The organism is Sphaerotilus natans (assembly GCF_900156335.1).
Classification (GTDB): Bacteria; Pseudomonadota; Gammaproteobacteria; order Burkholderiales; family Burkholderiaceae_C; genus Sphaerotilus; species Sphaerotilus natans.
Genome location: NZ_FTMZ01000024.1, coordinates 32,201 through 58,603 on the forward strand (window position 1 = coordinate 32,201; position 26,403 = coordinate 58,603).

The following is a 26,403-nucleotide window of genomic DNA, read 5'->3' on the forward strand; positions in this document are numbered from 1 at the left end:
TTCGAAGGTCCCTCGGGGCCAGCCATGGGGTTCAGCGCACCCAGCTCATCGCAACCGCCATGCCAGCCCGGAAGAGCGCCCAATAATCGTCGCAAGTCATTGTTTTTGAAAGACTTTTTTCACCAGACAGGTTTGCGTCTCGCCGCGGTGGGGAATGTGCGGAATCCGACAATCGCCGGCGCGCGCAGCCATGGACCGGCGGGCATGGCGGTTGCTGAGGAAGGCCTCATGCAGCCGAGCCCGACAAACCCCACACACGCAGCACACGCCCCCGCGCTGACACCGGCAAGGACATCACGCGGTGCGCCGACCTCGCCGTCGGCGCCCGCCCCTTCCCCTTCCCCTTCACCCACCTGGAGCCTCCGATGAGCCCCCTCTCGATCACCGACACCGCATTCGCCCGCCTCGACGCCGAGGGCCGGCTCGTCAACAGCGTGCTGAAGGCGCCGACGAAGAAGGCCGACCGCTACGGCTTCCGCGGCGACATCGCGCTGAAGTTCCCGGCCAGGCTGGCCGACGAGGCCCGTCCGCCCGAGATCAGCAGCGACCAGATCATCGCCACCGCCAAGGCCGGCGAGCCGACCATCGAGTTCCTGGCCGGCTTCCTGCTGAGCTTCGACTACCTCAAGCTCGTCGCCGAGGTGCTCGGCGACCTGCTCTCGCCGACCGGCAAATACTTCTTCTTCGTCGACAACATCGACATCAGCAAGAAGTACGTCTGCGAGTACGGCGGCGCGACCTTCCACATCCTGCCGATCGACGAGGCGACGGTCTACAACGAGCTGCTCGAGCTGCTCTACCTCGAGAAGGGCGCCCTGAAGAAGCTCGACACCGCCGGCAAGACCGACGCGATCGCCGACAAGGCCGCCGGCTTCAGCGCCAGCTTCCCGAAGATCAGCTTCGAGGACGGCGTGGCGACGATGGGCCCGGTGCGCAATCTGTACGAGAACCGTCCGGTCTGAGCCGATCAGGCCGGCATCTGACACCCACCAGGCAGGAAAGGAGATCTTCATGCCGATCCACGACTACCACTGCCCCGCCTGCGGCGCCGACTTCGAGCGACTGGTACGTTTAAGAACCGTGCCGAGCTGCCCGGGCTGCGGCTCGACCGCGCTGGAAAAGGCAGTCTCGCGCATCGCGCCGCATGCGCGCGTTCCCGGCCTGATCGCCGAGAACCGCCGCCAGGCAAAGAGGGAAGGCCACTTCAGCCACTACAGCGCCGCAGAGCGGGCCAAGGTCGGATAGGGCAAGCCATGCAGGACGGGCCGTGCTTATCGGCGGACTGGATCCGGCAGATCGGCCGATCATCCTTGTCGCGCCGGAGACATGCGGTCAGGCCGGCGCCCCCCTGTCCCGCAAGGAGCTCTCCCAGATGTCAGCCACTCCCCGCGGAGGCTCGGCAGTATCGGCCTCGTCCTTCCCGTCGTCCGGCTTCTTTGCCCACCACGGCCCCTGGGCACCCGGCGTGCGCCTGTTCCGCCGGCTGGGCTTTCGCAGCAAGGCGCTGATCGTCAGCACCTGCTTCGTGGTGCCGCTGGCCGTGGTCTCGGCCTCCTGGTTCAGCAACGAGATGGCCGACCTCGAGTTCACCCGGCGCGAGGCCGACGGCACCCGCTTCCTGAAGACGGCGCTCGCCGCGCAGGCCCAGGCGCTGGAGCTGCGGGCCCTGGCCGCCAGCGGCCAGCCGGGTGCGCTGCTGCTGGAACGCCTGGGGGCCTCGATCGAGACACTCCGGAGCGCACAGCCGGCTGACCATCCTTTTGTCGACACCCCCACGCTGGACGCGCTGCGCCAGCAGCTCGATGCGCTGCGCGGTCGCACCGACATGGCCGTGCACGATGCGCTGGTCGAGAAGATCGACACGATGATCGGCCATGTGCTCGACACCTCGAACCTGGCGCTGGACCCGCAGGCCGCGAGCTACTACCTGATGGACGCCACCCTGGTTCACTTGCCCGACCTGAGTGACCAGATCCAGCGGCTGGGCCTGCGTGCCCAGCATGACGGCATCGCGGCGCTGGCCACCCGGGACGCGGCACTGCTGGCCAAGCACCATCTGGAAGACCTTCGCCTGACCCTCGAGAAGGTGATGCCGCTGATGCCCCAGATCAAGGCCGACGCACGCATCGACGAGATGCTGGCCGCGCTGGAGCGCAGCCATGCCTCAGCCACCCAGCCGGGCCAGGAGGCGAATGCGCTGGCCGCCTCACGCGAGGCCATCACGCAAATGCAGAAATCTCAGGCGCTGATGCTGGCCGAGCTCGAGCGCATGCTCGACCAGCGTGCTGACAACAAGCTGCGCACGGAAGTCGCGGTCGGCCTGGCGATGCTGATCAGCCTGAGCGCCGCGCTCTACCTGTTCCACTGCTTCTTCCTGGTCATGAACGGCGGCCTGCGCGAGACGCGCCGGCACCTGAAGGCGATGACCGAAGGCGACTTGACCACCGCGCCCTCGCCCTGGGGCCGGGACGAGGCGGCCGCGCTGATGCTGGACCTGCGCGACATGCAGCATGCGCTGCGTCACATGGTCAGCAGCGTGCGTGCGGCCAGCCAGGACATCGTGCACTCCAGCGCCGAGATCGCCGATGGCATGCATGACCTGTCGAGCCGCAGCGAGCAGTCGGCCAACAGCCTGCAGCAGTCGGCTGCGGCGATGGAACAGATCTCGGTGACGGTGAAGAACACCTCGGCCCACACCGAGGAGGTGTCGAAGCTGGCCCGGGACAATGCGGCCGCGGCCAACGAGGGCGGCCGGGTGATGGGCACGGTGGTGGAGACGATGGAGGGCATTCGCAGCTCGTCGGCGCGCATCAGCGACATCATCGGCACCATCGACGGCATCGCCTTCCAGACCAACATCCTGGCGCTGAACGCGGCGGTGGAAGCGGCACGCGCCGGCGAGCAGGGCCGCGGCTTCGCGGTCGTCGCCGGCGAGGTGCGCACGCTGGCCCAGCGCAGCGCGCAGGCGGCGCAGGAGATCAAGCGCATCATCGGCACCAGCGTCTCTCAGGTCGAGACCGGCACCGCGGTCGTGCGCCAGGCCGGCGACTCGATCCGCCACATCGTCGACGCCTCGCGGCGGGTCAACGAGCTGCTGGAGGACATCGCCACCGGTGCACGCGAGCAGAGCCTGGGCATCGAGCAGATCGGCGAGTCGGTGCATGCGCTCGACAGCGCGACCCAGCAGAACTCGGCCCTGGTCGAACAGACCGCCGCCGCCTCGTCGGCGATGCGCTCGCAGGCCGACGCGCTGGCGCAGGAGGTCGAACGATTCAAGCTGCCGACCTGATCCGGTCGCCCGCGCAGGCTCCATACTGGATCTCGAACGCGTCCGGCTCGCACTCCATCCTTCAGGCAGGACGAGAAGCGCAAGCAGCCCGCGTGCGCGCCACCCGGGGTGTCAGGGCTGTCGGGAATGTCGCCATCCGCACAAGCGCCCCCGGCGCCGACAGACCGCGACATTTCTCGCAAGTCATTGATTCGTAAAAGGAAAAATCCGTAGGCAACGCGGCAGGCAGGCTGGCACGGCTCTCGCACTGACGACGACAACATTCACCGTCGTCACGAGGCTCTCCCCATGTCCAGCACCACGACGTTCGTTTCGATCGGCGACCTCCGCAAGGGCCGCCAGGCCATCAGCGAGCTCATCGAGACCGCCAGCGGCGGTTGCAGCACCACCGGCGGCGCCGGCAAGTCGAGCTGCGGCTCCTCCGCCGGCCCTGACGACATGCCCGCCGAGATCTGGGACAAGGTCAAGAACCACCCCTGCTACTCGGAGGAGGCCCACCATCACTTCGCCCGCATGCACGTGGCGGTGGCCCCGGCCTGCAACATCCAGTGCAACTACTGCAATCGCAAGTACGACTGCAGCAACGAGTCGCGCCCGGGCGTGGTCAGCCAGAAGCTCACGCCCGACCAGGCGGTGAAGAAGGTGCTGGCGGTGGCCAGCGAGATCCCGCAGATGACGGTGCTGGGCATCGCCGGCCCCGGCGACAGCCTGGCCAACCCGAAGAAGACCTTCGACACCATGCGCCAGCTCGCCGAGAAGGCGCCCGACATCAAGCTGTGCCTGTCGACCAATGGCCTGGCGCTGCCCGACCAGGTCGACGAGATCTGCAAGTACAACATCGACCACGTCACCATCACCATCAACATGGTGGACCCGGCGGTGGGCGAGAAGATCTATCCCTGGATCTTCTACAACCACAAGCGCTACACCGGCTATGAAGCCGCCAGGATCCTGCACGAGCGCCAGATGCTGGGCCTGGAGATGCTGACCGCGCGCGGCGTGCTCACCAAGATCAACTCGGTGCTGATCCCGGGCATCAACGACGAGCACCTGATCGAGGTGAACCGCGAGGTCAAGAAGCGCGGCGCCTTCCTGCACAACATCATGCCGCTGATCAGCGAGCCCGAGCACGGCACCGTGTTCGGCCTGACCGGCCAGCGCGGCCCCACCGCGCAGGAGCTCAAGGCGGTGCAGGACGCCTGCATGGGCGGCGCCAACCTGATGCGCCACTGCCGCCAGTGCCGCGCCGACGCGGTCGGCCTGCTCGGCGAGGACCGCTCCGAGGAGTTCACGCTCGACAAGATCGAGGCGATGGAGATCATCTACGACCTCGACAAGCGCCGCGCCTACCAGGAGAAGGTGGAGGAGGAGCGCCAGGCCCAGCACCAGGCCAAGGTCAACGCCCTGTCCAACGCCTTCGACGCCAGCCTGCTGGCCGGCACCGAGGAGCTGAAGGTGCTGGTCGCGGTGGCCACCGAGGGCCACGGCCGCGTCAACCAGCACTTCGGCCACGCCACCGAGTTCCAGATCTTCGAGGTGGACCGCAGGCAGGCACTCTTCGTCGGCCACCGCCGCGTGGACCTGTACTGCCAGGGCGGCTATGGCGAGGACGAGCAGCTGCCCTCGATCGTCAGCGCGATCAACGACTGCCACGCGGTGCTGGTGTCGAAGATCGGGGCCTGCCCGCGCGACGAGCTGAAGGCCGCCGGCATCGAGCCGGTCGACCAGTACGCCCACGAGTTCATCGAGAAGGCCGCGCTGCAGTGGTTCGCCGACTACTGCGAGCGCGTGGCCAGCGGCGCCCTCCAGCACCACGAGCGCGGCGACGCGCGCATCCGCCAGGGCGCCTTCACCGGCGGCCAGGCCGTCGCATGAGCGACACCCTTGCCTCCCGCTTTCCCACCCTCCCCAGCCCATCCCGCCCAGGAGATCACCATGGCCCTGAAGATCATTGCTTCCACCTGCACCGGCTGCTCCGCCTGCGAGGCCGAATGCCCGAACGTCGCCATCAGCGAGAAGGGCGGCACCTTCAAGATCGACCCGAAGAAGTGCACCGAGTGCGAAGGCCAGTTCGACTCGCCGCAGTGCGTCGCGGTCTGTCCGGTCGATGGCTGCATCGTGCAGGCCTGAGCCCCAGGAGCCCGACATGATCCTGCCCAACGTCACCGTGCTGCCGGCCGCGGAGAAGTTCATCCGCCGCATGGTGCGCTTCTCGGACCACCCGACCGGGGGCATGCGCCTGACGGTCACGCCGGGCGGCTGCTCAGGCTACAGCAGCGAGTTCACCATCGAGCCGGCCCCACGCGCCGGCGACGCGGAGCTCTCGCTCGCCGGCACGCGGGTCTTCCTGCCGGCCGAGAGCCGGCTGGTGCTCGACGGCATCGTCGTCGACTTCGTCGACTCGCCGACCAGGAGCGGCCTGACCTTCACCCACCCGGGCCAGGCGCCGTGCGCCTGCTCCAGCTCCGGTGACGCCAGCGCGATGCCCGCCGAGAGCGGCGTCACGCTGGACTCGATCCGGCGCATCGTGCGCGGCTGACGGCCCGCCCCGGAACCCGGCCATGGACCCGACCGGAATCGACTTCTACGACGCGGTGCTCGGCGCCGGCCTGCCGCCGGCAGCCGAGAAGGCCCTGGCCGAGGCCGGCACGCTGCGTGGCAGCGACGCGGTGCTGACGATGGCCCGCCTGATGACCGCCCAGGCGCTGGCGCCGGGCCATCCGGCGGTGCTGATCGCCTTCTACCGCCACCATTTCTACGGCCATCGGCTGGCCGCCGCGCGGGATGTCGCGCGCCGGGCGCTGGCGGTCGGGGCCGAGGCGCTGGGGCTGCCGACGGTGTGGCGCGAAGTGCGCCCCGCTCCGCTGCCCGACGCGATGACCAACGCGCGCACGCGCTTCTACCTCTTCGCGCTCAAGGGCTATGCATACCTGAGCCTGCGCCTGGACGATCCGGTCGAGGCGCGCGACGCGCTGGCACTGCTGCAGGCGCTCGACCCGGACGACCGCGTCGGTGGCCGGGTGCTCGAGACGGTGCGGGTGCGCGCGCTGGTCGGCGACCCGGAGGACGAGGCATGACCACGACCGCGCCCGGATGGCACGACATCCCGGTGCGCGACTGGGAGGGGCGGCCGCTCGACTGCGCCGCCTGCGCACATGCCGGGCTGCACGCGGCCGGCGGCTGCGAGCCGGGCCGCTCGTGCATGCAGGACGCCTACGCGCGCCGCATCGACCGCTTCTTCCGCGAGCACCGCGAGCTCGCCGCGCAGCACCTGGACCATCCCTATTTCGAGGTGCGCGCGATCGCTGCGCGCCACACCGATGTCTTCCGGCTGCCGGCGCTGCTCGACGACCCGGACGAGACGGTGCGGCTGCAGGTGGCGCTGCGCGTGCCCCAGCGCCTGCTCGAGCGGCTGCGCGAGGACCCGCACCGCGAGGTGCGCATCCGCGTGGCGCAGCGCCTGGACGGGAGCCTGCTCGGCTCGATGCTGCGCGACCCGGACTACGAGGTGCGCCGGATCGTCGCACGCCGCCTGCCCGAGGCGCTGCTGCCGCTGCTGATCGACGACAGCGACCTGCAGGTGCGCCTGGAGGTGGCCTCGCGCGTGCCGATGCCGGCGCTGTGGCGCATGGTCGAGGACGGTGCGCCCGAGGTGCGCCGCCGCGTCGCCGAGCGGCTGCCCGCCGCCCTGCTGACCGTGCCGGCCACCGACGAGGACTGGCTGGTGCGCTGGAGCGCGGCCGCGCGCGCCGAGTCGCCCGCGCTGCTGGAGCGGCTCCAGGACGACGCCGAATCCGAGGTGCGCGAACGCGCGACCGAACGCCTGGCCGAACTGCGCGCCGCCCGCGCCCTGCCGCCGACGACCCTGACCCTGATCCCGATCGAAGGAGGCCGAGATGGTCGACATCGCCCGTGACGACGACAACGTCGAGATCGCCCTGCCCCCGCGCTTCGCGATGGGCGAGCGCGTCCTCAGCCGCAGCGTGATCCGCAACGACGGCACCTACAACGGCCGCGACATCGGCGAAGTGCTGGTGCACAAGGGCGAGATCGGCTACGTGCGCTCGATCGGCACCTTCCTGCAGCAGTTCTACATCTACGCGGTCGAGTTCATCGACTCCGGTCACCGGGTCGGCATGCGCGCCAAGGAGCTGTGCACGCTCGACCACCTGCCGCCGGAGGTGCTCGAGCGGCTGGGCGAGCGCGCGCAGGCGCTCGACGACCTGCGCTGATCGCCCGCATCCATCCCCTCATCCCCGCCACGAGGACCCGACGCCATGCTGATCGAACCCCGCCAGCCGAAGTACCCCTGGGGCCTGGAGGTGCGCGCCGCCATCGACCTGTACAACGACGGCAGCCTGCCCGACATCGACGAGGACCAGCTGCTGATCGCCGCCGGCGGCCCCGGCGAGATCGTCCAGATCGGCCACCACACCGAGGCCGACCTGCCGCTGTACATGGTCGACTTCGGCCTGTGCGTGCTGGGCTGCCTGGAGGAGGAGATCGTGCCGTCCGACCTGCCGCTGCCCGCGCCGGCCCCCGAGCCCGAGCCGGTCGGCGAGGACAGCGCACGATGAGCGCGCGGGCGGCTGCGGGACGCGGCGGCCGCTCCGGGCCGCCGGCCGGCCACGCCGGCTCCGGTGCGGTCGTCGACCTGGACCGGCAGCGCATCGAGCGCGCCCTGCCCCGGCGCAGCCGCTACCGCTACGTGCAGCCCCGCGTCGAGCCCGGGCCCGACGGCGCGGGCTGGCGCATCGTCAGCCCGAACTGCTCGCGCAACGTCGACCGCGATGGCGGCGAGATCGACATCGCCTGGCTGGAGCCCGAACCGGACGGTCGCGGGCGCTGGCGGCTGCACCGGCGCGACCACAGCTGCGCGCTGTGGACGCTGCACTCCGAGGGCCTGACGCTGCCCGAGGCCCTGACCCTGCTCTGCGAGGACAGCTCGCGGGAGTTCTGGACATGAACGACATCGTCTACCTCGACCACAACGCCACGACCGCGCCGGCGCCCGAAGTCGTCGACGAGATGCTCGATGCGCTGCAGCGCGCCTGGGCCAACCCCTCGTCCACCCACGAGCCGGGCCAGATGGCGCGCCGGCTGCTGGCCGACGCGCGCACCCGCATCGCCTCCTTTCTCGGCTGCCAGGGCGCCGAGCTGGTCTTCACCAGCGGCGCGACCGAGGCCAACCACCAGGCGATCCTCGGCGCGCTGGCGCTGGCCCGTGCGGAGAGCGCCGGCGCGCGCCGGCGGCTGCTGGTGTCGGCGGTCGAGCACCCGGGCCTGCTCGCGCTGGCCGAGCGGCTCGCCGGCGAGGGCGTGCCGGTCGAGCGCATCGCGGTCGACGCCCGCGGGCAGCTCGATCTGGCCGACCTCGATCGCCAGCTCGCGCAGGGCGATGTCGCGCTGGTCAGCGTGATGGGCGCCAACAACGAGACCGGCGTCGTCATGCCGGTCGAGGCGGTCGCCGCGCGGGTGCGTGCGGCGGGCGCGCGGCTGCATGTCGACGCGACCCAGCTCGCCGGCAAGGCGCGGCTGCACTTCGGCCGCAGCGGCGCCGACCTGATGAGCGTGTCCGCCCACAAGCTGCACGGCCCGAAGGGCATCGGCGCGCTGCTGGTGCGCAAGGGTCTGGCGCTGCCGGCGCTGCTGGCGGGCCGCCAGGAGCGCCACCGCCGCGGCGGCACCGAGAACCTGCCAGGCATCGCCGGCTTCGCCGCCGCCTGCGACCGCGCCGCGCGCACGCTCGACGAGGACCTGGCACGCATGGCGCGCCTGCGCGAGGCGCTCGAGGACGGGCTGCGCGCGGTGCTGCCGCCCGGACTGGCGGTGCTGGGCGAAGGCGCGGAGCGCCTGCCCAACACGCTGTGCGTGCGCTTTCACGAGATCGACAGCGAACGGGTGCTGGGCCGGCTCGAGCGCGCCGGCATCGTCGCCGCGTCGGGCGCAGCCTGCACCGCCAGCGGCACCCAGCCCTCGCATGTGCTGCTGGCCATGGGCTGCAGCGCGGCGCAGGCGCGTGCCGGCGTGCGCTTCTCGCTCGGCCGCGACACCACGCCGGCGCAGATCCGCCGCACCGTCGAGGCCGCCGCGCGCGTCGTGCACCCGCTGATGCAGGCCGAGCAGCCTGCGCCTGCGCTGGCGCAGGCCGCCTGAATTCCCCGCACACACCGCCCCCCAGCAGAAAGGCCACCTCCCATGAAAGTCATGATGCGTCGCAACGCCGCCGGCGTGCTCTCGGTCTACGTGCCCAAGAAGGACCTGGAGGAGCCGGTGGTGGCGCAGGAGAAGCCGGACCTGTGGGGCGGCACCGTCACGCTGGCCAACGGCTGGCTGCTGTCGCTGCCCGAGATGGCCGTCGACACCCGGCTGCCGATCACCGTCGAGGCCCGCAAGGTCGGCAGCGACTGAGACCGACTCCCCCCTCGCCCGGAGCACGCCATGAGCCAGCCCCTGTCCCTGCCCCCCTTGAGCGAGATCGCCGCGCTGGCCGACACGGCCGGCACGGTGCGCGAGGCCGCCGCGCTGCTGCGCCAGCGTCTGGCGCCGCTGCGCGTGGTGGTCGTCGACGCCTTCGACATGCGCGCCGAGACGCCGGCCGCGCGCGGCAGCCGCCGGCTGCTGTGGTTCGGTGCCAGCGACGGCCACTGCTGGCAGGTCACGCAGGACATGGCGCAGGCCGCCGGCCTGTTCCTCGCCGACGCGCCCGGAGCGGCCGCATGAACGCCCCCACCGAACTGTCCGGCACCGCCGAGGACTTCGAGCTGCCCGAGGACTGGCTGCAGCTCAGCGACCCCGACGTCACCGAGGTCGAGGTCGAGCTCGTCACCCGCGCGCTGCACGGCGCACGGCTGTCGGGCGGCCCGCTGGTCGAGGCCTTCGAGCAGCGCTTCGCCGCACTGCTGGGACGCCGGCACGCGGTCGCGGTGGCCAGCGGCACGATCGGCACCTGGCTGGCGCTGCGCGCGCTGGGCATCGGCCCCGGCGACGAGGTCGTCGCCTCGCCCTACGGCTGGCACCAGGTGATGCATGCGGTCACGCTGGCCGGCGCACGGCTGGTCTTCGCCGACATCGACTACTGGACCGGCTGCCTGGACGCCACCCGCGCGGCCGCGCAGGTCACGCCGGCGACGAAGGCGATCCTGGCGGGCAACGTCAACGGCCACCCGGCCGCCTGGGAGGCTCTGCGCGCCGTGGCCGACGGCCACGGCCTGAAGCTGATCGAGGACTCGACCGAGGCGATCGGCTCGCGCTACCTCGGCCGCCCGGTCGGCAGCTTCGGCGACCTGTCGGTGTTCGACTTCTCGCAGCCCTCGGCGCTGTGCTGCGGCGAGGGCGGCATGGTCGTCACCGACGACGACGCGCTCGCCGCCGAGCTGCGCTACCTGCGATCGCGTGCGCTGGCCGACCGGCGCTCGGTGTCGGTGGGCTCGCGGGTGCCGCTGCAGTGCGGCGTCAGCGAGCTGACCGCCTCACTCGGACTGGCGCAGCTCGCGCGCCTGCCGCAGCTGCTGGACAAGCGCAAGGCGGTCGAGGCGCTGTACCTGGAGCAGGTGCAGACCTTCGAGGGCATCAAGCCGCCCTACATCCGTCCCGGCGTCGACGAGGTGCACTGGATGCTCTACGTCGTGCACCTGGGCAAGCGCTTCACCGCCAGCGCCTGCGACCAGATCGTCGAGGACCTCGCCGAGGCAATGATCGAGTCGGCGCTGTACTGCCAGCCGCTGCACCAGCAGTTCCACTACCAGCGGCAGGGCTGGCGCCGCGGCCAGCTGCCGCTGGTCGAGCGCATCGCCGACCGCGCGATCGCCCTGCCCTTCCACGCGCACCTGACGTCCGACCACGTCCGCTTCATCGTCAAGACGATGAAGGACTCGACCGTCAACGTCGGCGCCGGCGCGGCCATCTACTGAAGACCGAAGAGATCGAAGACCGAAGGACCGGACATGAGCCACTCCACCGTCACCGAACTGCCCGACGCCGTCGTCGCGGGCCTGACCGCCGGCACGCTGGCGCCCTACCTCGGCCCGGGCCTGCTCTCGCTGTGCGAGGGCGTCGTGCCGCCGGCCGACGCGCTGGCGCTGGCCGGCGTGCTGACCACCAAGGTCTCGGTGCCGGGCAAGATCCGCAACCGCCTGACCGCGGCGGCGCAGTTCATCGAGAACTTCAAGCACCGCAAGAGCCTGGTCAAGGCGATGGACGAGGCCTTCGCGCTGTCGGCCGAGCCCTCGCCGCTGCACCGCTGGCTGGCGACGCTGCCCAGCCCGCTGGTGGTCGACTGCTGGTACGACGACACGCTGCGCCTGGCGCTGGCGCAGGTCGGCCGCACCGGCTGGACCGAGGTGCAGGGCCTGAGCCAGAGCGAGCACTTCGGCACCTGGACCGGCGGCTACGACGCCAGCGGCACGCCCAGCCCCGACCCGGTCGAGGCGCCGCTGCTGTACTACAAGCCCTGGGGCGGCCGCGCGCCGGCGAGCAACTACCTGGTCTCGGACTCCGACTTCGTCGAGGTGCTGACCGAGATCGACATCCAGACGCCGATCCCGGCGCAGGTGCAGCAGCGCCGCGCCACGCTGGGCTTCGTCTTCCTGGGCTGCCGCTTCAACGACCAGCTGCCGCGTGCCTTCGCGCGCCAGATCCTCAAGCGCAGCGGCGGCCCGCACTACGCGGTGATGGCTGACGAGCCCACGCGCATGGAGGCGCGCTTCCTCGACGAGCTGGGCATCACCCGCATCGCGCTGCCGCTGGCCGAGGTCGCCGCGAAGCTCGTCGCCGCGCAGCCGGTGGCCGCCTGAGCCCTTCCCCGCCCTCCACATCCTTCCAGGAGAACTCCGATGACCACGCTCACCCTCCAGCCCTCCGGCCTGTCCGGCGAAGTCGCCGACGGCACCAACCTGCTGCAGGCCATTCTCGCGCTCGGCGGCCAGATCGCCAGCAAGTGCGGCGGCAAGGCCAGCTGCGGCGCCTGCCACGTCTTCGTCACCGGTGGCCGCAAGGGCGTCTCGAAGCTGACCCCGGCCGAGAACGCCAAGCTCGACACGCTGGTGGGCATCGGCAGCAAGTCGCGCCTGGCCTGCCAGGCGACGATCCTCGGCACCGAGCCGGTGACCGTCGAGCTGCTGGGCGCGCTGTCGGGCTGAGCCCGGCTTCAGTCCTCGGCCAAGTAGCCGCGCTCGATGGCGCCGACCAGCCGGCCGGCGGCATCACGCACCAGGCAGCAGTGCAGGCTGTTCGAGAACACCGTGCGCAGCGCCTGCGGCGGCTTGTCGCCCAGGGGCGCGGCACGATAGAGTGCCGAAAGCTCGTCCCAGTCGACCGCATCGATCGCGTCGGACCACTGCAGCGCGTCGAGACCGGTCCCGGCGCATGCGCTCATGCTCAGCGCAGCTCGGAGACGAACTGCTCGAGCGGGCGGCGCACCTTGGGCAGATTCACCAGCCAGTCGCCGTCGGTCTGGCGGTAGCCCAGCGGCACGATGACGGCGCTGCGCAGGCCGCGCGCGCGCAGGCCCAGGATCTCGTCGAGCTGGGCCGGGTCGAAGCCCTCCATCGGCGTGGCATCCACGCCCTCGAAGGCCGCGGCCAGCAGCGCGGCCGACATCGCGATGTAGGCCTGGCGCGCGGCGTGCTGGAAGTTGACCTCCGCATCGCGCTGTGGGTAGCTCGACAGCAGCATCTGGCGGTAGTTCTCCCAGCCTTCGTTGGTGAAGCCGCGCACCTGGTTGGTCAGATCGAACATCGTGTTGATGCGCTCGGCGGTGTAGGTGTCCCAGGCGGCGAAGACCAGCAGGTGCGAGCCGTCGGTGATCTGCGCCTGGTTCCAGGCGATCTCGCGGATGCGCGCACGCACCTCGGGGTTCGTCACCACGATCAGCTCGAAGGGCTGCAGGCCGCTGGAGGTCGGCGCCAGGCGCGCGGCCTCGACGATGCGCGCCACCTTGTCCTCGGGCACCGGCTGCGCCGGGTCCATCTTCTTGGCGGCGTAGCGCCAGTTCATGCGCTCGATCAGGGCGTCGGAGGACGGGGTCGGAGCGGTCACGGTCGTGCTCATCGGGAAATCCTTGTCATGTCAATGAATCGGTTCCCAGTCTAGGCCGTTCCGTGACGACAGCGTCGCCGCTGCGGTCTTGGCAGATGTGATAGCGCCAGCAAGCCGTTCAGCGCGGCACGCCGCGGACCTCCAGCTCGACGCGGCGATTGGGCGCCAGGCAGGTCCGCAGCTCGGCGGCCGACTTCTGCGCGCACTGCACCAGCGGCGCCTTGCTGCCCAGGCCGACACGCTCCATCGATGCCTTCAGCCCGCGCTCGCTCAGGGCGCGCTGCACCGCCTCGGCACGCTCCAGCGACAGGCGCTCGTTGTAGGCCTCACGCCCCAGCCGATCGGTGTGACCGGTCAGCGTGATCTGGTCGATGCGGGCATAGTCGCGCTCAAGCCGCTGGACGATGCGGTCCAGATAGCCGCGCGCCGCGGCGGGCATGTCGCCCAGGGTGCGGCCGTTGAAGCCGAACAGCAGGCTGCCGTCGATCGAGATGCGCTCGGTCAGGACCGGCGCGGGAGCCGCTGCAGGCTCGGGCGCAGCGCCGATCGGCGCGTCAGCCACCGCCGCTGCCGGCGCCGCTGCGGGCGCGACCGCCCCCGGACACACCTCGGCTGCGCGGGCCGCGGCACCCATCTGGTCCTCGGCGATCTGGATGTAGGGCTTGGCGTGGCGCCAGCCGAGCTGCATGTGCTCGTTGCCGGCATGCACCAGCTCGACCTCGGCGCAGGCCACGAGCGCCTCGGCGCAGGCGCGGCCCGGCTGCGCCAGCAGCGCGCCGGCCTGCGTCCACAGGTCCTCGCGCAGCCGCGCCGCGCCGTTGACCAGTGGCGTCTGCCGCGACGGGTCGGCCTCGGCGCCGGGCACGCCGCCCTCGGCCAGGTAGGCGGTGATGCGCCGCGACTCGCGCAGCGCCTCGGCCGGGAAGGCCGAGCGGTCGTTGCGGGTGTACTCGTGGAAGCTCACGTCGAGCCAGCACTGCGCCTTGGCCATCGCATGGCTGCGCAGCGGGTGGCGGCCGCTGGCGTTCAGCTCGGCGATGGCCTGCTGCTGCGCGCGGTAGGCGGCGTGGTCGGCGGCGAGCTGGCCGTCGGTGACCGCATCGGCGCGCGCCGCCACGGGCGCGAGCACCAGCAGCGACGCCGCCGCCAGCAGGGAGAGGGATACGCGGAGGTTCTTCATGATGGGGGTCAGCGCGGCAGCGCGCGGTTGACGACCGGGTCAGCCCCGGCAAACAGGTCAGCGTCGAACTTGAAGCGCAGCCGCAGGTAGGCGCCGCGCGCGGTGTAGTCGCTGGAGAGGTCGCGGTCGGTGAAGCCGCTGGCGTTGTACCCGGCCGACAGCCACAGGTTGGACTGCACCAGGTAGCCCACCTCCACGCCCACCGAGCGCTGCCAGGACGCGCCCGTCTGCCCGGCCGCGTGGCCGCGCATCAGGCTCATCTGCAGGCCCAGGTCCCAGCGCTCGGTCAGGTCGCGGATGAGCCGCCCGCCCACCAGCCAGGCGCGGTAGCTGTCCTGCACCCCGCCCTCGGTCGAGGGGAAGCGCTCGACCACCGTCTTGCCCGCCAGCCGCCCCGACGCCCACCAGGCCCGCTCGGGATGCACATTGGCCTGCACCGCCCCGACGTGCACCCGGCGCCACTCGTCGGTGGCGTTGATGTTGTCCTCGACCTTGTATTCGTACTTGGCCAGCACGTCGATGCGGTTGTGGTCCGCCGGCCGCCAGGCCAGACCGACCTGGAAGCGGTCCTGCCAGCCGTTGGCGCGCGCGCCGTGGTTGTCCGTCGCCAGGTAGTAGTTGCGCGCCAGCGCCGTCCAGTCGCGGTCGAGCCGGCGCACCGCCGTCAGCGTCGACAGCCAGCTGTCCTGCGCCGTCAGCGTGCTCGCCGTCGTGCTGCTGCTCGTGCTGCTGGCCACCGACTCCAGCCGGCGCCACTCCAGCCGGCCCGAGAGCTTCCACCACTCGCTGGCCGTCCAGTCGGCGCCCACGGTGGCGGCGGTGGCGTTCTGGCCGGTGCCGTCGAGGATGCGCAGCCGCTCCAGCCCGGTCGTCATCGCCAGGCCTTCCTTCAGCTGCCAGATGTTGCGCAGGCCGGTGGCCAGCTGCGAGGCGCGCCCGTCGCTGGCGTCGCGCAGGCGGTATTCGCTGAAGGCGTCGCCGCCCTCCATGTAGCGCCCGTCGATGCCCAGCGCGATCGCCTGCCCGCGGCTGCTGCCGCTGTCGAGCGCATACCGCGACGACAGCCCCGCCTGGTGCTCGGCCCGGGCGTACAGCCGCGCGCGCTCGGCCAGCTGGTAGCTCGCCCCCAGCTCGACGCGGTGGCGGTCCTCGCCATCGACCGAGGCCTCGGCCAGGGCCTTGAGGGTCCAGCGCTCGCTGGCCTGCCAGCGCAGGTCGGCGAACGCCGTGGTCGTGTCGAGGTCATCGACGCTGCCCGGCGCGGCTCCCGTGGAGGCCAGGGCGCTGTTGGCGTTCAGCAGCGTGCTGCTGTCGCTGGCGTAGTAGCTGCCGGCCGTCGGGTTGGCCGACAGGCTCGAGAGCGTGCCGCTGAGCCGCCCGCGCTCCTCGATGCGCCGCAGGCCGCCACCCACGGTGAGGGTGCGCGCCAGCCGATGGTCGGCCCCGAGGCTGGCGCCGCGCACGCTGGCGCCGTTGCCGGTGTCCAGGGTGCGCGAGAGCTCGGCCTTGAGCGTCCAGTCGTCATCGGCCTTCCAGGCCGCGCTGGCCCCGAGCTGCTCGCTGCCCGGCTGCGCGCCGGCGGCGGTGTTGGCGAAGGACGCGCCGGTGCGCGAGGCGCGCAGCTGCACGCCCAGCCGGTCGTCGTGGTGATCGATCACCACGCGGGCCGCGCGGCCGCGCGCCGTGCCGCTCTCGGGCAGCACCGGCGTGCCCGAGAGCGTGCTGCCGACCGAGGCCAGGGACGCATCGGTCTGCGCCACCTCGGCGATCAGCTCGGTGTGCTCGGTCAGCTTCACGCCGGCGTGGGCGCTGGCCAGCCGGAACGGCGCCTGCGGGTTGCGGTCCTCGACGAGGGCACCGCCGACGCTGGCGCGGCCGTCCAGATTGATCTGGCCATCGGCACCGACCAGCCAGAAGGCCTCGCCGGCCTGGTCCAGCTCGTAGCTGATGCGCAGGTGCACCGGGTTGCCGTTGGCGTCCTGGCTGGCCATCGGGCGCGTGAGCAGGATGCGCCCGCTGAAGGGCTCGAAGCTGTAGTCCACCAGCCGCACCAGCGTCGTCACCGACAGCACGGTGTTGAGATTGTTGCGGTCGCGCACCACCAGCTGCACCTGCTCGCTGTTCTCCAGCACCTGCGTGCTGCGGGTGGCGAAGGGGCCGCTGGTGCCGTTGGCGGCGATCTCCTCGGTGACATGGCGCAGCGTGTCGCGGCTGGCGAAGACGTTGAGGAAGCCGTCGGCGCTCTCGCGGTGCAGCTTGGCGCCCGTCATCGTGCGCTGGTAGCTGCCGAGCTGGCGCAGCCGCGTGCCAGCGGTGACCCCGCCGCCGGCCGCCGCGCTGGTGCCCTCGCCGGTGGAGAAGTCGCCGTACATCGCGAAATGGCGCCCCTCATCAACGCGCACGTACAGCCGCGAGCTGCTCGGCGCGCCGTGGGTGCGCACGCTGGCGTCGCCGTAGACGGGGTAATAGGCCTCAGGGAGAACGTCCTTGAGCAGCCGCGCGCTGGTGTCCTTGTCGGAGTCGTAGGCCAGCGTGAGCAGGCGGTCGCCGCGGATCTTGCCCTTGAGGAACAGCGCGGTGCGCGCCGCCACCTGGCCACGCCCGTGGTCGAAGCCCCGGCTCCAGCTGCGCAGCTCGGTCTCGAAGCCGTCGTCGGTGCGCGCCGGCGAGATCGCGCCCTCATAGCGCCGCGAGGTGCGGCCGATGACGCCCTCGATCAGGCCGGCGGCCACCATCTCGCGCACGTCCGGCTCGAAGCCGATGGTGCCGGCCACCTCGACCTCGCCGGCGCTCAGGCGCAGCGCCACGTCCTCGGGCTGGCTGGGCGCGATCAGGCTGAAGCGCGCCTGGCCACCGGTGACGCGCAGCTGCGTGCCCGGCACGGCGCGGTCGGCGTCCCGGCGGTCGGCGCCGCCCTCGTCGGTGCGCGCGCCCGGCAGCCGCACCCGCGCACCGCCCCGCACTTCGATGGTCAGCAGCACCGGCGCCTCCAGCGGCCGGTTGTCGCGGTCGAACACCCGCACGACGATCTCGACCGGCGTGACGCCATCGGCCGGCGCGCCGTCGCCGTGCACCTCGACGGCCAGACGCCCGACCTGCGCATTGGCCGCATACGCGCCATCGAGCACGATGCGGGGCGCGCCCGCCGGCGCCGGCGGGGTGAACAGCGGCCGGTAGCGCTGCGGGGCCTCGCCCAGCGGCGTCACCGGATCGACATCGACCTGGGCCTGGGCAGCGGCGCCGCCCAGTGCCAGGCCCGCGGCCAGCCAACGCACCGCGCGCCGCGGACGGCCAGAGAAGAAAGGACGGCGGCTCATCGCGCGGCTCCTGCAGGGGTCGCCTGGATTTCGGAACGGGGGGTCGGTGCGTCGGTCGTGCCGCGCTGGTCGGCGCTGTCGGTGGCCTGCGCCGGCATCGACGGGTGTCGGGCGTCGAACTTCAGCACCCGACCGCCCGGGCGCTCGGTCTCCGCCGACGGGATGTCTCCGCGTGCGCGGCGGGCCTTGACCTGCTCCAGCACGGTGTTGGAGCAGCTGCCCTCGATGAAGTCGGCACGGTGCAGCTCGCCGTTCTTCAGGTCCAGGAACAGGCTGGAGGCATCCCCCGCGTTGCGGTTGGAGCTGCTCATCAGCCGGCTGCCGCGCGGCAGCGTCGTGCCGTCGACCGTCATCACGGTGGTGTGCGGCGTCAGGCCGCAGGCGCTGTACTTGCCCTCCACGTCGCTGATGAGGGTGGTGGCGTCGCTCATCACCAGCCGCACGCCCGGAATGCCCAGCTCCTCCGGGCCCTGCACATGGTCGCCGTTGCAATCGACGAAGATGCGCCCGACCACGCAGGCCTCGGTGCTGAACACGCCCCCGGTGACCCGCACCCGGAACTGGCTGACGTTGGAGCACAGCGCGGTGCTGCCGCTGCCGCAGGCCTGCGCCCGGTTGATGCCCGTGCCCTGCTGCGCGCCCACGCCCAGGCGCACCCGGTAGCTCAGCGTGCGCGACTCGCCCGCCGCCAGCGCCCCCACCTGGAAGCGCAGCACCGGCCCCGGCACGCCGCTCGGATCGGCGATCGTCACGCCCCCCACCATCGCGGTGCCGGCGATGTAGCGAAAGCCCGCCGGCAGCGTGTCGATGATCTCGACGGCCGGCAGCGTCGCGCCCGCCGTGTCGGTGCGGCGCACCGTGATGGTGTAGCGCACCGAGTCGCCCAGCTCCGCCTGCGTGCGGTCGCCCGTCTTCACGATCAGCAGGCCCGACGTGCCCGACGGATCGAGCGGAATGTGGTTGTTGAGGACGTCCGGGCCCTGCAGCGGGTCCAGGCGGATCGAGAGGTAATGCGTCGTCGGCGCGCTGCCAGTGGGCGCGGTGGACTGGGCCTGCACCAGGCACTGCGCCGAGGTCGAGCCCGTGGCGCAACCGGTCGGCGGCGTCAGCGTGGTGGTCTGCGCTGGGAGGCTCGTGCTGGCGGTGTAGCCCGTGCTCGGGGTGATGCGCAGCTGATAGACGCCCGCGCCCGGGCAGCCCGAGGGCACCGGGTTGTTCAGCAGGAAGCTGTAGTAGCCCGCCAGCGCGCCGCTGGCGGCGGTGGTGACCCGGTTGGAGCCGCCGACCAGGCAGGAGCCGGCCACCGCCTGACCGCTCGCATCGAGCAGCTCGACGCCGACCCCGCCCAGCACGCTGCGGCTGACGCTGTCATAGACCAGCCCCGAGGGGTCCAGCGGCAGGCTCTGGTTGATCCGGGTGACTCCAGCCGTCACGCTCACGCCACTGAGCACGCGCGCCGCCACCTGTCCCGTGGAAGCGGCCGCGCTCGGATCGTTGCCACCGGCCGGATCGCGCGACACCGGGCGGCCATAGTAGGCACCGCTCACCGCATCGCTGAAGCGCACCGTGTAGCTGCCCACCGGCAGGGCATTCACGACATAGTCGCCATTGGCGTCGGTCGTCGCAGCACCGGCCACCGCGCCGCTGCCGTCGAGCACCTCGACCTTCACGCCCGGCAGGTTCGGCTCGCCGCTGCCCTGCTGCAGGTCATGATCGAGATCGATCCAGACCCGGCCACTCAGGGCGCCCACGGCCGCAGCATCCTCCTCGCCCATCGGCACGGAGGCGATGACCGTGTTGTTGTCCGTCCGGCTCTCCCGCGTGGCGCGGGTCTTGCCAGTGAACTCGACCTTGTCGGTCTGTCCCTTCGCGTCAGGGGCGGTGTAGTCGAAGGTGCACTGGATCTCGCCCTGCGCCGCCAGCGTCGTCGGCAGCGTCGAGGCGCAGCGGAAGGCGCTGACCTTGCCCGCCGAGACGCTGGGCTCGAGGCAGGTGGCGCCCTGCGCATCGCTGGTGCCATTGCGGTTGTGGCAGGTGAGCTTCAGGCCGACATAGGTCTTTTTCGGCTTCACCTGCGTCGGCAGGCCGGAAAACTCCGGAATCATGTCGACCCAGCCGTCGGGAATCTCCAGCCCGATGCCGTAGATGCGACTGGATTCCCAGCCGTTCGACTGCGAATGCGCGAAGACTCCGAACGAGAATCTCAGGACAGAGGCATCGTGCGCATAGCGGGCCAGGACCTGCGCCTCGGCCCGGTCACCGTTGAAGTACGGGAAGAACGCATACTGCCCGGCCACGTTGTAGCGAAGCCCGTCCGCCCCGGGCGCCACCTCACCGGAACAGCCCACATCCGAATAGCCCGAGACGCCGCAGGTCTTCGGCATGAACGTCGCGCCACTGCCGGTGCTCGTCAGGGCGGCACCGATGTCCTGCGGCAGGACAGGCTCCGCGCCGATGAACGAGAACTGCTCGTACAGCCCCCCGCCTGCCGTCGACGGAATTTCCGGGAAACTGCCGAGCCCGCCATCGGTATCGTAGTTGCGCATGGACACCGCGGTCGGGAAGACCTTCAGGGTCGTGGTGCCCGGCTCGACGAAATCGACCCGGAAAATGACGGAGCCCAGGCCCTGGGAAGGTGTCGTGATCTCGCCCACCATCTTGTTCGAGAAGTTGCCCTGGGCATTGGCGCGCAAGTTCGCGACCGATGTGCCGCTCTCGACCTCGGGATAGATCAGGATGTCGTATTTCAGGTGCGGATGCGTGGGCGGAGAGACGTTGCTGTATCGCCATTTCCTGCAGGCCACGCCGGACTGCCCCGGAATGCCGGCACCGGGCCACGTGGAGCCGTGACCCGCTTCGCAGATCGCCGAACTGGACAGCAACTGGAAGGGTGCCGCGGCCGCATGCCCCGCGCTCGGGCCGAGGACGGCGCCCAGCACCAGCAGACCGGCCGACCACCTTCGATCAGGTCGAGGAAAGAGGCTTTTCATATGATCGGATAAAAGCGGATAAGCGGATAAAAGATCCGACAAAGGTCGTACAAGAGACGAGAAAGAGACGAGAGCTCCTGTGGGGCTCCGTCGAGACGGCCCCGTGCTGCGCTGGAAACGAAGCGGTATCAGCCGAGCGTGCGTGTCACCCGGCTCAGCCGGCGCCAGCACAGACTCAGGAGCGGCCGGGAACCCGCCTGCAGGCACCCCACCACCCACAGGCATGACGGGCCGACGGCCGCGGGCGCCAATGCGCCCGCGGCATGCCAAGCCCCCCCCCAACGCACATCCCTGTCCAGACACGGCCCCTGCCCCGAGCGCCGGCCGATCATGCGCAGGGGCGCTGCGCGGCGATCTCGGGCTGCGGCCACATTCAGCTGACGCTGCAGCACCTGTGCCACCTGCTGGCCGACGCGCAGCAGCTGGGGTCCGTCGGCCTGGCCAGACAGCCCGAGCACCTGGCACCAGCTCCCGCCTGCCGCCGGCAGACGGTCACGCTGCGCGCCCCTGGCATCAGGCTCACGGCGCCGAACCCGCACGACCGGCAAATGGCGTGGTGGTGTCGTCGTCCATCGCGGAGCCTGTACCGGCTGTGTCATGGGAACCTCCCTGGCTTTGCTTGTGATGGACGTGTTATCCCGCCAGCACGGATCGGGCGGCTTTGCCAGAACGGACAGTTCCTTTGACAAAAGGAAGCTCAGATCACACATCACGAAACAGTGTGCATTTGTGCGTGTCGGGCGCCCACATATTGCGGGGGAAGGCCTGTTGCACAATCGGAGCGCCATGTCAGAACACGACAGCCTCTCTCACGCCCGAGACATCGCGCCCCTGATCCTGCTGATCGACGATGTGCCCGATGACCTGCGCTGGCTCACCGCGCTGCTGCGGCCGGACTACCGGATGGCCTTCGCTCACAACGGCCATGCTGGCCTGCACAAGGCCCAGGCGCTGCGCCCGGACCTGATCCTGCTCGATGTCAGGCTGCCGGACATGGATGGCTTCTCGGTGTGCCGACTGCTCAAGGCCGACCCCCTGACCCAGGCCGCACCGGTGCTCTTTCTCAGTGCCTGCAGCCAGCCTCAGGAGCGGGTCGACGGGCTGGCCGTGGGTGCGGTGGACTTCATCAGCAAGCCCTTCTACCCGGAGGAGGCCCGGGCACGGGTGCGCGTCCATCTGGAACTGGCCGCGCAGCGGGCCGCGTCCGAGGCGACCACCGTGGCCGCCCGGGCCGAGGGCGCCGAGCGCCACCCCGACCGCCTGCTGGTGCAGGAAGCGACACGCTACATCCGCGCCCATCTGGCCGAGCTGCCGCCGGTGCCGGAGCTGGCGCGCCGGCTCGGCCTGCACGAGAAACGCCTGCTGGCCCTGTTCCGCGACCATCTGGGCCAGACAGTCTCCGGCTTCATCAGCGAGGAGCGCCTGGGCCACGGCGCCCGGTTGCTGAGCGAGACGACGATGTCGGTGCAGGACATCGCGCAGACCGTGGGCTTCACCAACCCCGGCAACTTCGCCACCGCCTTCCGCCACAGGCACGGCCAGAGTCCGCTGGCCTATCGTACGGCCGCCCGAGAGCAGCTCCCGCCCTGCACGGCATGAACGTGGCACGACGAACCGCCGTCGCCTGCCTGCTGACCGACATCGTCCGGGCCGGGCTGCTTCTGCTCGGCCTCCTGATCGGCCTGATGCGGGCAGCGCCGGCCCTGGCGCAGACCCTCCCGTCCACGCAGGCGCATCCCGCCATGCAGGTGCCGGTGATCGCGCTGCATGCGGGTCAGTCGGAGATCGGCCTGAGCGACAGGGTGCTGCTGCGGGTGGATCCCGAGGGGCTCGCGCAGCCGCAGGACATCCTGGCCCGGGGCGGCTTCATGTCGCCCGGACCGGCCGACCTTCAGCCGGGCTACAGCCGCGCGACCTACTGGCTGCGGGCGGATCTGGTCAACCGCTCACCAGAGATCCAGCGCCGCGCGCTGCAGGTGCCTCCGACCCGTCTCGAGCAGGTCAGTCTCTTCACCCGCATCGATGGCGGCCCCTGGCGGCTCTCGTCGGCGGGCACCTCGGTGCCTTTTGCCGCTCGGGAGCTGCCTTGGCGCGTCAGCACCTTCGCGCTGACGCTGGCGCCCGGCCAGCGCATGGAGCTGATGCTGCGGGTGGCCAGCCGCAGCGCCATCCTGCTGCAGCCCCGGCTGTGGGAGCCATCGGCCCTGGTGGCCCGGCAGCAGCGGATCCTGCTGCTCGACGGCCTGCTCCTGGGCATGATGCTGCTGGTGACCGCACTGGCCGCGACGCTGGCGCTCGTGCTGCGAGACCGCGCCTATGCCTACACGGCCTTGTGCATGGCCAGCTTCGTGCTGTACGACCAGAGCATCCGGGGCACCAGCTTCATGCTGCTGTGGCCGCAGGCCACCGACTGGGCGGTGCGGGCGCTGGGCACCTTCGGCGCACTGGGGCCGCTGATGCAGCTGATGGCGATCGGACACATGCTCGATCTGCCGCGCCGCCAGCCGCGTGTGCACCTGGTCCTGAGCCTCCTCGCGCTGGCCAGCCTGCTGGCCATGACGCTGATGCTGTGGGGCGACTACCGGCAGGGCACGCAGATCGCGGTCGTGCTCAACAACATGCTGCTGGCTGGAACGATCGCAGCGGTCTGGCGGGCACGGCGCCAGCCTCTGGCCGGTGCCTGGCTGGCGATGACGCTGGCGGGCCTGGTCGGCGTGACCCCGCGCCATGTCGAGCTCCTGGGACTGCACGCGCCCGATCTGCTGAGCGACTATGCCCTGCCCGTGACCGGTCTGCTGGGCATCATGGTGGTGCTGGGCAATCTGCTGCACAAGCTCCACCAGGAACGCCGCCGGTACGAACAACGCCTGGAGCAGGCAGTGAAGATGCGCACCCAGGACCTGACCGAGGCCCGCGAACGGGCCGAGCGCAGCGACCAGGTCAAGGGCCGGCTGCTGGGCTACCTGGGGCACGACCTGCGCGCGCCCCTGGCCTCGATGGTGCAGGTGGCGCGCCAGCTCCGGCCCGACACCGACTTCGAGACCGGCCGCCAGGCCATCGAGCACAGCAGCCTGCTGGCGCTGGAGATGATCGACGAGATGCACCACTTCGCGCGCGATCCGCAGTCGGAGGCGCGGCTGGAGATCGTGCCCGCGCCGCTGTACCTGCACGCGCTGCTGCACGACATCGTCAACCAGAGCCAGGCCCTGGCCCGCGCCGGCGGCAACCGCCTGACGCTCGATCTGGCCGGGCACCTGCCCGAGGTGGTGGAGCTCGATGCGCGGCGCCTGCGTCAGGTGCTGGTCAACCTGCTGGCCAACGCGGCCAAGTTCACCCGCGCCGGGCACATCCGGCTGGGCGCGCGCATCGACATGAGCGGCCAGCTGGAGCTGACGGTCAGCGACAACGGCCCCGGCCTGACGCAGACCGACCTGACGCGGGTCTTCGAGCCCTTCGTGCGCGGCCAGTCCACCGAGGACCGCCCCGGCATCGGCCTGGGCCTGAGCATCGTGCAGCAGATGGTCGAGGCGATGGGCGGGGCGGTCGGCGTCAGCAGCCAGACCGGGCAAGGCGCCAGCTTCCGCGTGCAGCTGCCCTGGACGCCCGCGGCCGAAGAGGACGTGATGTGGCCGCCGGCCAAGCCCTGGCTGGCGCGGTGCATCGGCCTGGACCGCATCGTGCTGCTGCTCGACCCCTGCGCGAGCGTGCGCGAGGCCCTGCGCGAGCGCCTGGCCCTGGCGGAATTCCAGTGCATCGAGGCGCAGGACCTGCTCGAGGCCAAGGCGCTGCTGAACGCGCAGCCGGTGAGCCTGCTCGTGGCCGAGCCGGAGATCACCCCCTACATGCTCGACTGGATCGAGGGCTGCCGACGCCTGCAGCCCGCGCTGGCCGTGCTGCTGTGCAGCCGCCGCCTGAGCCCGGTGGAGCGGCGCTGGCCGGGTCTGCTCAAGCCCGCCGCCGAGAGCGAATGGTGGGCCGCGGTGGAGCAGGCCATGGCCCCGCCGCCGCCCCTCCCGTCACGCCGAGGCGGGGCTCAGCTCACTTCGCCGTCGGCATGACGAACTCGGCGCCCTTGCCGATGCTCGCCGGCCAGCGCTGCATGATCGACTTCTGCTTGGTGTAGAAGCGCACGCCTTCCTCGCCGTAGGCGTGCATGTCGCCGAACAGGCTCTTCTTCCAGCCGCCGAAGCCGTGCCAGGCCATCGGCACCGGGATCGGCACGTTGATGCCGACCATGCCGACCTGGATGCGGCGCGAGAACTCGCGCGCGGTGTTGCCGTCGCTGGTGTAGCAGGCCACGCCGTTGCCGAACTCGTGGGCGTTGATCAGGTCGACCGCCTCGGCGAAGGTGGCCACGCGCACGCAGCCCAGCACCGGGCCGAAGATCTCTTCCTTGTAGATGCGCATCTCCGGGGTCACGCGGTCGAACAGCGTGCCGCCGGTCCAGAAGCCGTTCTCCAGGCCCGCCGGGCGGAAGCCGCGGCCATCGACCACCAGCTCGGCGCCCTCCTCCACGCCGACGGCGATGTAGCCTTCGATGCGGTCGCGCGCCTGCGCGGTAACGATCGGGCCCATCTCGGCGTCGAGGTTCATGCCGTCCTTGATCTTGAGCTGGCGGGCGCGCTCGGCCACCTTGGGCACCACCTTGTCGGCGATCTCGTCGCCGACGAAGACCGCCACCGAGATGGCCATGCAGCGCTCGCCGGCCGAGCCGTAGGCCGCGCCGATCAGCGCGTCGACCACCTGATCGACGTCGGCGTCGGGCATGACCACCATGTGGTTCTTCGCGCCGCCCAGGGCCTGCACGCGCTTGCCGTGGTGCGCGCCGGTCTCGTAGATGTACTGCGCGATCGGGGTGGAACCCACGAAGCTGACGGCCTTGACATCCGGGTGGTTCAGCAGCGTATCGACGGCCAGCTTGTCGCCCTGGACGACGTTGAAGACGCCATCGGGCAGGCCGGCTTTCTTGAGCAGCTCGGCCATGAACAGGCTGGGGCTGGGGTCGCGCTCGCTGGGCTTGAGCACGAAGGTGTTGCCGCAGGCGATCGCCACCGGGAACATCCAGCACGGCACCATCACGGGGAAGTTGAACGGCGTGATGCCGGCCACCACGCCCAGGGCCTGGCGCATCGTCCAGTTGTCGATGCCGGTGGAGACCTGCTCGGTGTAGTCGCCCTTCATCAGCTGCGGGATGCCGCAGGCGAACTCGACGATCTCGATGCCGCGGGTGACCTCGCCCTGCGCGTCGGTGAAGACCTTGCCGTGCTCGGCGGTGATCATCGCGGCCAGCTCGTCGCGGTGCTCGTTGAGCAGCGCGAGGAAGTTGTTCAGGATGCGCGCACGGCGCACCGCCGGCGTGTCCGCCCACTTCGGGAAAGCGGCCTTGGCCGAGGCGATCGCGGCCTCGACCTCGCCCTGCGTGGCCAGCACCACCTCGCGGGCGACCGCGCCGGTGGACGGGTTGTAGACGGCCTGCGCACGGCCGCTGCTGCCAGCGACGATCTCGCCCTGGATGTAGTGGCCGACAGCGTCGGTGCGGGTGAACGGGGTCGGTGCGGACATGGCGTGCTCTCCTGAAGGAATGGAGCG

Annotated in this window: 25 protein-coding genes; 19 read left to right on the forward strand and 6 right to left on the reverse strand. The window is 71.0% G+C overall.

Features of this window, described 5'->3' with window-relative positions:
• Positions 1 to 365 precede the first annotated feature (365 nt).
• The 17 genes from BW996_RS17830 (at position 366) to BW996_RS17910 (ending at position 12,429) form a co-directional block, all read left to right on the forward strand.
• Positions 366 to 962 (forward strand): hypothetical protein, encoded by a 597-nt coding sequence (locus tag BW996_RS17830; protein WP_037482868.1) that lies wholly within the window; start codon positions 366 to 368, stop codon positions 960 to 962.
• Between the two features lie 49 nt (positions 963 to 1,011).
• Positions 1,012 to 1,245 carry an FmdB family zinc ribbon protein gene (locus tag BW996_RS17835; RefSeq protein ID WP_037482866.1) on the forward strand — a complete coding sequence of 78 codons (234 nt, stop codon included), beginning with the start codon at positions 1,012 to 1,014 and terminating at the stop codon, positions 1,243 to 1,245.
• 127 nt (positions 1,246 to 1,372) lie between these two features.
• On the forward strand, positions 1,373 to 3,289 hold the full coding sequence (locus BW996_RS17840; RefSeq protein WP_241461992.1) for a methyl-accepting chemotaxis protein: 1,917 nt from the start codon (positions 1,373 to 1,375) through the stop codon (positions 3,287 to 3,289).
• Positions 3,290 to 3,577: 288 nt separating this feature from the next.
• Positions 3,578 to 5,164: a nitrogenase cofactor biosynthesis protein NifB gene (nifB, locus tag BW996_RS17845; protein ID WP_037482864.1), complete on the forward strand. Its 1,587-nt coding sequence runs from the start codon at positions 3,578 to 3,580 to the stop codon at positions 5,162 to 5,164.
• 60 nt (positions 5,165 to 5,224) lie between these two features.
• The gene (locus BW996_RS17850; protein WP_037482861.1) at positions 5,225 to 5,419 is read left to right on the forward strand and encodes a 4Fe-4S dicluster domain-containing protein; all 195 of its coding nucleotides are present in this window, start codon (positions 5,225 to 5,227) and stop codon (positions 5,417 to 5,419) included.
• A gap of 16 nt (positions 5,420 to 5,435) precedes the next feature.
• Positions 5,436 to 5,828, forward strand: a complete 393-nt coding sequence (locus BW996_RS17855; RefSeq protein ID WP_037482859.1) for a HesB/IscA family protein — start codon at positions 5,436 to 5,438, stop codon at positions 5,826 to 5,828.
• 22 nt (positions 5,829 to 5,850) lie between these two features.
• The gene (locus BW996_RS17860; RefSeq protein WP_241461991.1) at positions 5,851 to 6,366 is read left to right on the forward strand and encodes a hypothetical protein; all 516 of its coding nucleotides are present in this window, start codon (positions 5,851 to 5,853) and stop codon (positions 6,364 to 6,366) included.
• The gene (locus tag BW996_RS17865; RefSeq protein ID WP_037482856.1) at positions 6,363 to 7,205 is read left to right on the forward strand and encodes a 4Fe4S-binding leucine-rich repeat protein; all 843 of its coding nucleotides are present in this window, start codon (positions 6,363 to 6,365) and stop codon (positions 7,203 to 7,205) included. The genes BW996_RS17860 and BW996_RS17865 overlap by 4 nt, the downstream gene beginning before the upstream one ends.
• Positions 7,186 to 7,521, forward strand: a complete 336-nt coding sequence (locus BW996_RS17870) for a nitrogen fixation protein NifZ (protein WP_037482854.1) — start codon at positions 7,186 to 7,188, stop codon at positions 7,519 to 7,521. Before BW996_RS17865 ends, BW996_RS17870 begins: the two co-directional genes overlap by 20 nt.
• Before the next feature lie 45 nt (positions 7,522 to 7,566).
• Positions 7,567 to 7,866 carry a nitrogen fixation protein NifZ gene (locus BW996_RS17875; RefSeq protein WP_310732044.1) on the forward strand — a complete coding sequence of 100 codons (300 nt, stop codon included), beginning with the start codon at positions 7,567 to 7,569 and terminating at the stop codon, positions 7,864 to 7,866.
• Positions 7,863 to 8,255 (forward strand): DUF3024 domain-containing protein, encoded by a 393-nt coding sequence (locus tag BW996_RS17880; protein ID WP_037482851.1) that lies wholly within the window; start codon positions 7,863 to 7,865, stop codon positions 8,253 to 8,255. The genes BW996_RS17875 and BW996_RS17880 overlap by 4 nt, the downstream gene beginning before the upstream one ends.
• Entirely contained in the window at positions 8,252 to 9,445 is a 1,194-nt protein-coding gene (locus BW996_RS17885; RefSeq protein ID WP_081838159.1) for a cysteine desulfurase family protein, read from the forward strand. The genes BW996_RS17880 and BW996_RS17885 overlap by 4 nt, the downstream gene beginning before the upstream one ends.
• A gap of 42 nt (positions 9,446 to 9,487) precedes the next feature.
• Positions 9,488 to 9,700 (forward strand): putative nitrogen fixation protein NifT, encoded by a 213-nt coding sequence (gene nifT / locus BW996_RS17890; protein ID WP_037482848.1) that lies wholly within the window; start codon positions 9,488 to 9,490, stop codon positions 9,698 to 9,700.
• A 30-nt stretch (positions 9,701 to 9,730) separates the two neighbouring features.
• On the forward strand, positions 9,731 to 10,012 hold the full coding sequence (locus BW996_RS17895; RefSeq protein ID WP_037482845.1) for a hypothetical protein: 282 nt from the start codon (positions 9,731 to 9,733) through the stop codon (positions 10,010 to 10,012).
• Between the two features lie 41 nt (positions 10,013 to 10,053).
• Complete coding sequence (locus BW996_RS17900) at positions 10,054 to 11,202, forward strand: DegT/DnrJ/EryC1/StrS family aminotransferase (protein WP_037482894.1); 1,149 nt, start codon at positions 10,054 to 10,056, stop codon at positions 11,200 to 11,202.
• A 33-nt stretch (positions 11,203 to 11,235) separates the two neighbouring features.
• Positions 11,236 to 12,084, forward strand: a complete 849-nt coding sequence (locus BW996_RS17905; protein ID WP_037482843.1) for an SIR2 family NAD-dependent protein deacylase — start codon at positions 11,236 to 11,238, stop codon at positions 12,082 to 12,084.
• A 39-nt stretch (positions 12,085 to 12,123) separates the two neighbouring features.
• Positions 12,124 to 12,429 (forward strand): 2Fe-2S iron-sulfur cluster-binding protein, encoded by a 306-nt coding sequence (locus BW996_RS17910; protein ID WP_037482841.1) that lies wholly within the window; start codon positions 12,124 to 12,126, stop codon positions 12,427 to 12,429.
• 8 nt (positions 12,430 to 12,437) lie between these two features.
• On the opposite strand, the gene BW996_RS17915 is transcribed toward BW996_RS17910, so the two are convergent.
• The 5 genes from BW996_RS17915 to BW996_RS17935 all read right to left on the reverse strand — a co-directional run bounded on the left by BW996_RS17915 (position 12,438) and on the right by BW996_RS17935 (position 20,628).
• A complete protein-coding gene (locus BW996_RS17915; protein WP_051632015.1) occupies positions 12,438 to 12,665 on the reverse strand; it encodes a hypothetical protein in 228 nt (75 codons plus the stop codon).
• 2 nt (positions 12,666 to 12,667) lie between these two features.
• Complete coding sequence (locus tag BW996_RS17920; protein WP_051632014.1) at positions 12,668 to 13,339, reverse strand: NAD(P)H-dependent oxidoreductase; 672 nt, start codon at positions 13,337 to 13,339, stop codon at positions 12,668 to 12,670.
• 106 nt (positions 13,340 to 13,445) lie between these two features.
• Positions 13,446 to 14,507: an OmpA family protein gene (locus tag BW996_RS17925; RefSeq protein WP_037482839.1), complete on the reverse strand. Its 1,062-nt coding sequence runs from the start codon at positions 14,505 to 14,507 to the stop codon at positions 13,446 to 13,448.
• A gap of 8 nt (positions 14,508 to 14,515) precedes the next feature.
• The gene (locus tag BW996_RS21815) at positions 14,516 to 17,824 is read right to left on the reverse strand and encodes a hypothetical protein (protein ID WP_051632013.1); all 3,309 of its coding nucleotides are present in this window, start codon (positions 17,822 to 17,824) and stop codon (positions 14,516 to 14,518) included.
• Positions 17,821 to 20,628, reverse strand: coding sequence for an SdrD B-like domain-containing protein (locus BW996_RS17935; RefSeq protein WP_162177983.1), 2,808 nt, complete (start codon positions 20,626 to 20,628; stop codon positions 17,821 to 17,823). Before BW996_RS17935 ends, BW996_RS21815 begins: the two co-directional genes overlap by 4 nt.
• 972 nt (positions 20,629 to 21,600) lie before the next feature.
• Here BW996_RS17935 and BW996_RS17940 point away from each other — a divergent pair.
• A complete protein-coding gene (locus BW996_RS17940; RefSeq protein ID WP_037482835.1) occupies positions 21,601 to 22,413 on the forward strand; it encodes a response regulator transcription factor in 813 nt (270 codons plus the stop codon).
• A gap of 2 nt (positions 22,414 to 22,415) precedes the next feature.
• Positions 22,416 to 24,872 (forward strand): sensor histidine kinase, encoded by a 2,457-nt coding sequence (locus BW996_RS17945; protein WP_162177982.1) that lies wholly within the window; start codon positions 22,416 to 22,418, stop codon positions 24,870 to 24,872.
• Here the strand turns inward: BW996_RS17945 and BW996_RS17950 are convergent.
• Entirely contained in the window at positions 24,853 to 26,376 is a 1,524-nt protein-coding gene (locus BW996_RS17950; RefSeq protein ID WP_037482830.1) for a CoA-acylating methylmalonate-semialdehyde dehydrogenase, read from the reverse strand. The two genes, BW996_RS17945 and BW996_RS17950, sit on opposite strands and share 20 nt — an antisense overlap.
• Positions 26,377 to 26,403: the final 27 nt, after the last annotated feature.

What these genes read in the sequence shown, in the direction of transcription:
- BW996_RS17950 (WP_037482830.1), bottom strand. Translation starts at nt 26,376, where the DNA reads ATGTCCGCACCGACCCCGTTCACCCGCACCGACGCTGTCGGCCACTAC.
- BW996_RS17875 (WP_310732044.1), top strand. Translation starts at nt 7,567, where the DNA reads ATGCTGATCGAACCCCGCCAGCCGAAGTACCCCTGGGGCCTGGAGGTG.
- BW996_RS21815 (WP_051632013.1), bottom strand. Translation starts at nt 17,824, where the DNA reads ATGAGCCGCCGTCCTTTCTTCTCTGGCCGTCCGCGGCGCGCGGTGCGT.
- BW996_RS17915 (WP_051632015.1), bottom strand. Translation starts at nt 12,665, where the DNA reads ATGAGCGCATGCGCCGGGACCGGTCTCGACGCGCTGCAGTGGTCCGAC.
- BW996_RS17925 (WP_037482839.1), bottom strand. Translation starts at nt 14,507, where the DNA reads ATGAAGAACCTCCGCGTATCCCTCTCCCTGCTGGCGGCGGCGTCGCTG.
- BW996_RS17855 (WP_037482859.1), top strand. Translation starts at nt 5,436, where the DNA reads ATGATCCTGCCCAACGTCACCGTGCTGCCGGCCGCGGAGAAGTTCATC.
- BW996_RS17870 (WP_037482854.1), top strand. Translation starts at nt 7,186, where the DNA reads ATGGTCGACATCGCCCGTGACGACGACAACGTCGAGATCGCCCTGCCC.
- nifB (WP_037482864.1), top strand. Translation starts at nt 3,578, where the DNA reads ATGTCCAGCACCACGACGTTCGTTTCGATCGGCGACCTCCGCAAGGGC.
- BW996_RS17830 (WP_037482868.1), top strand. Translation starts at nt 366, where the DNA reads ATGAGCCCCCTCTCGATCACCGACACCGCATTCGCCCGCCTCGACGCC.
- BW996_RS17885 (WP_081838159.1), top strand. Translation starts at nt 8,252, where the DNA reads ATGAACGACATCGTCTACCTCGACCACAACGCCACGACCGCGCCGGCG.
- BW996_RS17840 (WP_241461992.1), top strand. Translation starts at nt 1,373, where the DNA reads ATGTCAGCCACTCCCCGCGGAGGCTCGGCAGTATCGGCCTCGTCCTTC.
- BW996_RS17865 (WP_037482856.1), top strand. Translation starts at nt 6,363, where the DNA reads ATGACCACGACCGCGCCCGGATGGCACGACATCCCGGTGCGCGACTGG.
- BW996_RS17880 (WP_037482851.1), top strand. Translation starts at nt 7,863, where the DNA reads ATGAGCGCGCGGGCGGCTGCGGGACGCGGCGGCCGCTCCGGGCCGCCG.
- BW996_RS17910 (WP_037482841.1), top strand. Translation starts at nt 12,124, where the DNA reads ATGACCACGCTCACCCTCCAGCCCTCCGGCCTGTCCGGCGAAGTCGCC.
- nifT (WP_037482848.1), top strand. Translation starts at nt 9,488, where the DNA reads ATGAAAGTCATGATGCGTCGCAACGCCGCCGGCGTGCTCTCGGTCTAC.
- BW996_RS17850 (WP_037482861.1), top strand. Translation starts at nt 5,225, where the DNA reads ATGGCCCTGAAGATCATTGCTTCCACCTGCACCGGCTGCTCCGCCTGC.
- BW996_RS17895 (WP_037482845.1), top strand. Translation starts at nt 9,731, where the DNA reads ATGAGCCAGCCCCTGTCCCTGCCCCCCTTGAGCGAGATCGCCGCGCTG.
- BW996_RS17920 (WP_051632014.1), bottom strand. Translation starts at nt 13,339, where the DNA reads ATGAGCACGACCGTGACCGCTCCGACCCCGTCCTCCGACGCCCTGATC.
- BW996_RS17835 (WP_037482866.1), top strand. Translation starts at nt 1,012, where the DNA reads ATGCCGATCCACGACTACCACTGCCCCGCCTGCGGCGCCGACTTCGAG.
- BW996_RS17940 (WP_037482835.1), top strand. Translation starts at nt 21,601, where the DNA reads ATGTCAGAACACGACAGCCTCTCTCACGCCCGAGACATCGCGCCCCTG.
- BW996_RS17905 (WP_037482843.1), top strand. Translation starts at nt 11,236, where the DNA reads ATGAGCCACTCCACCGTCACCGAACTGCCCGACGCCGTCGTCGCGGGC.
- BW996_RS17860 (WP_241461991.1), top strand. Translation starts at nt 5,851, where the DNA reads ATGGACCCGACCGGAATCGACTTCTACGACGCGGTGCTCGGCGCCGGC.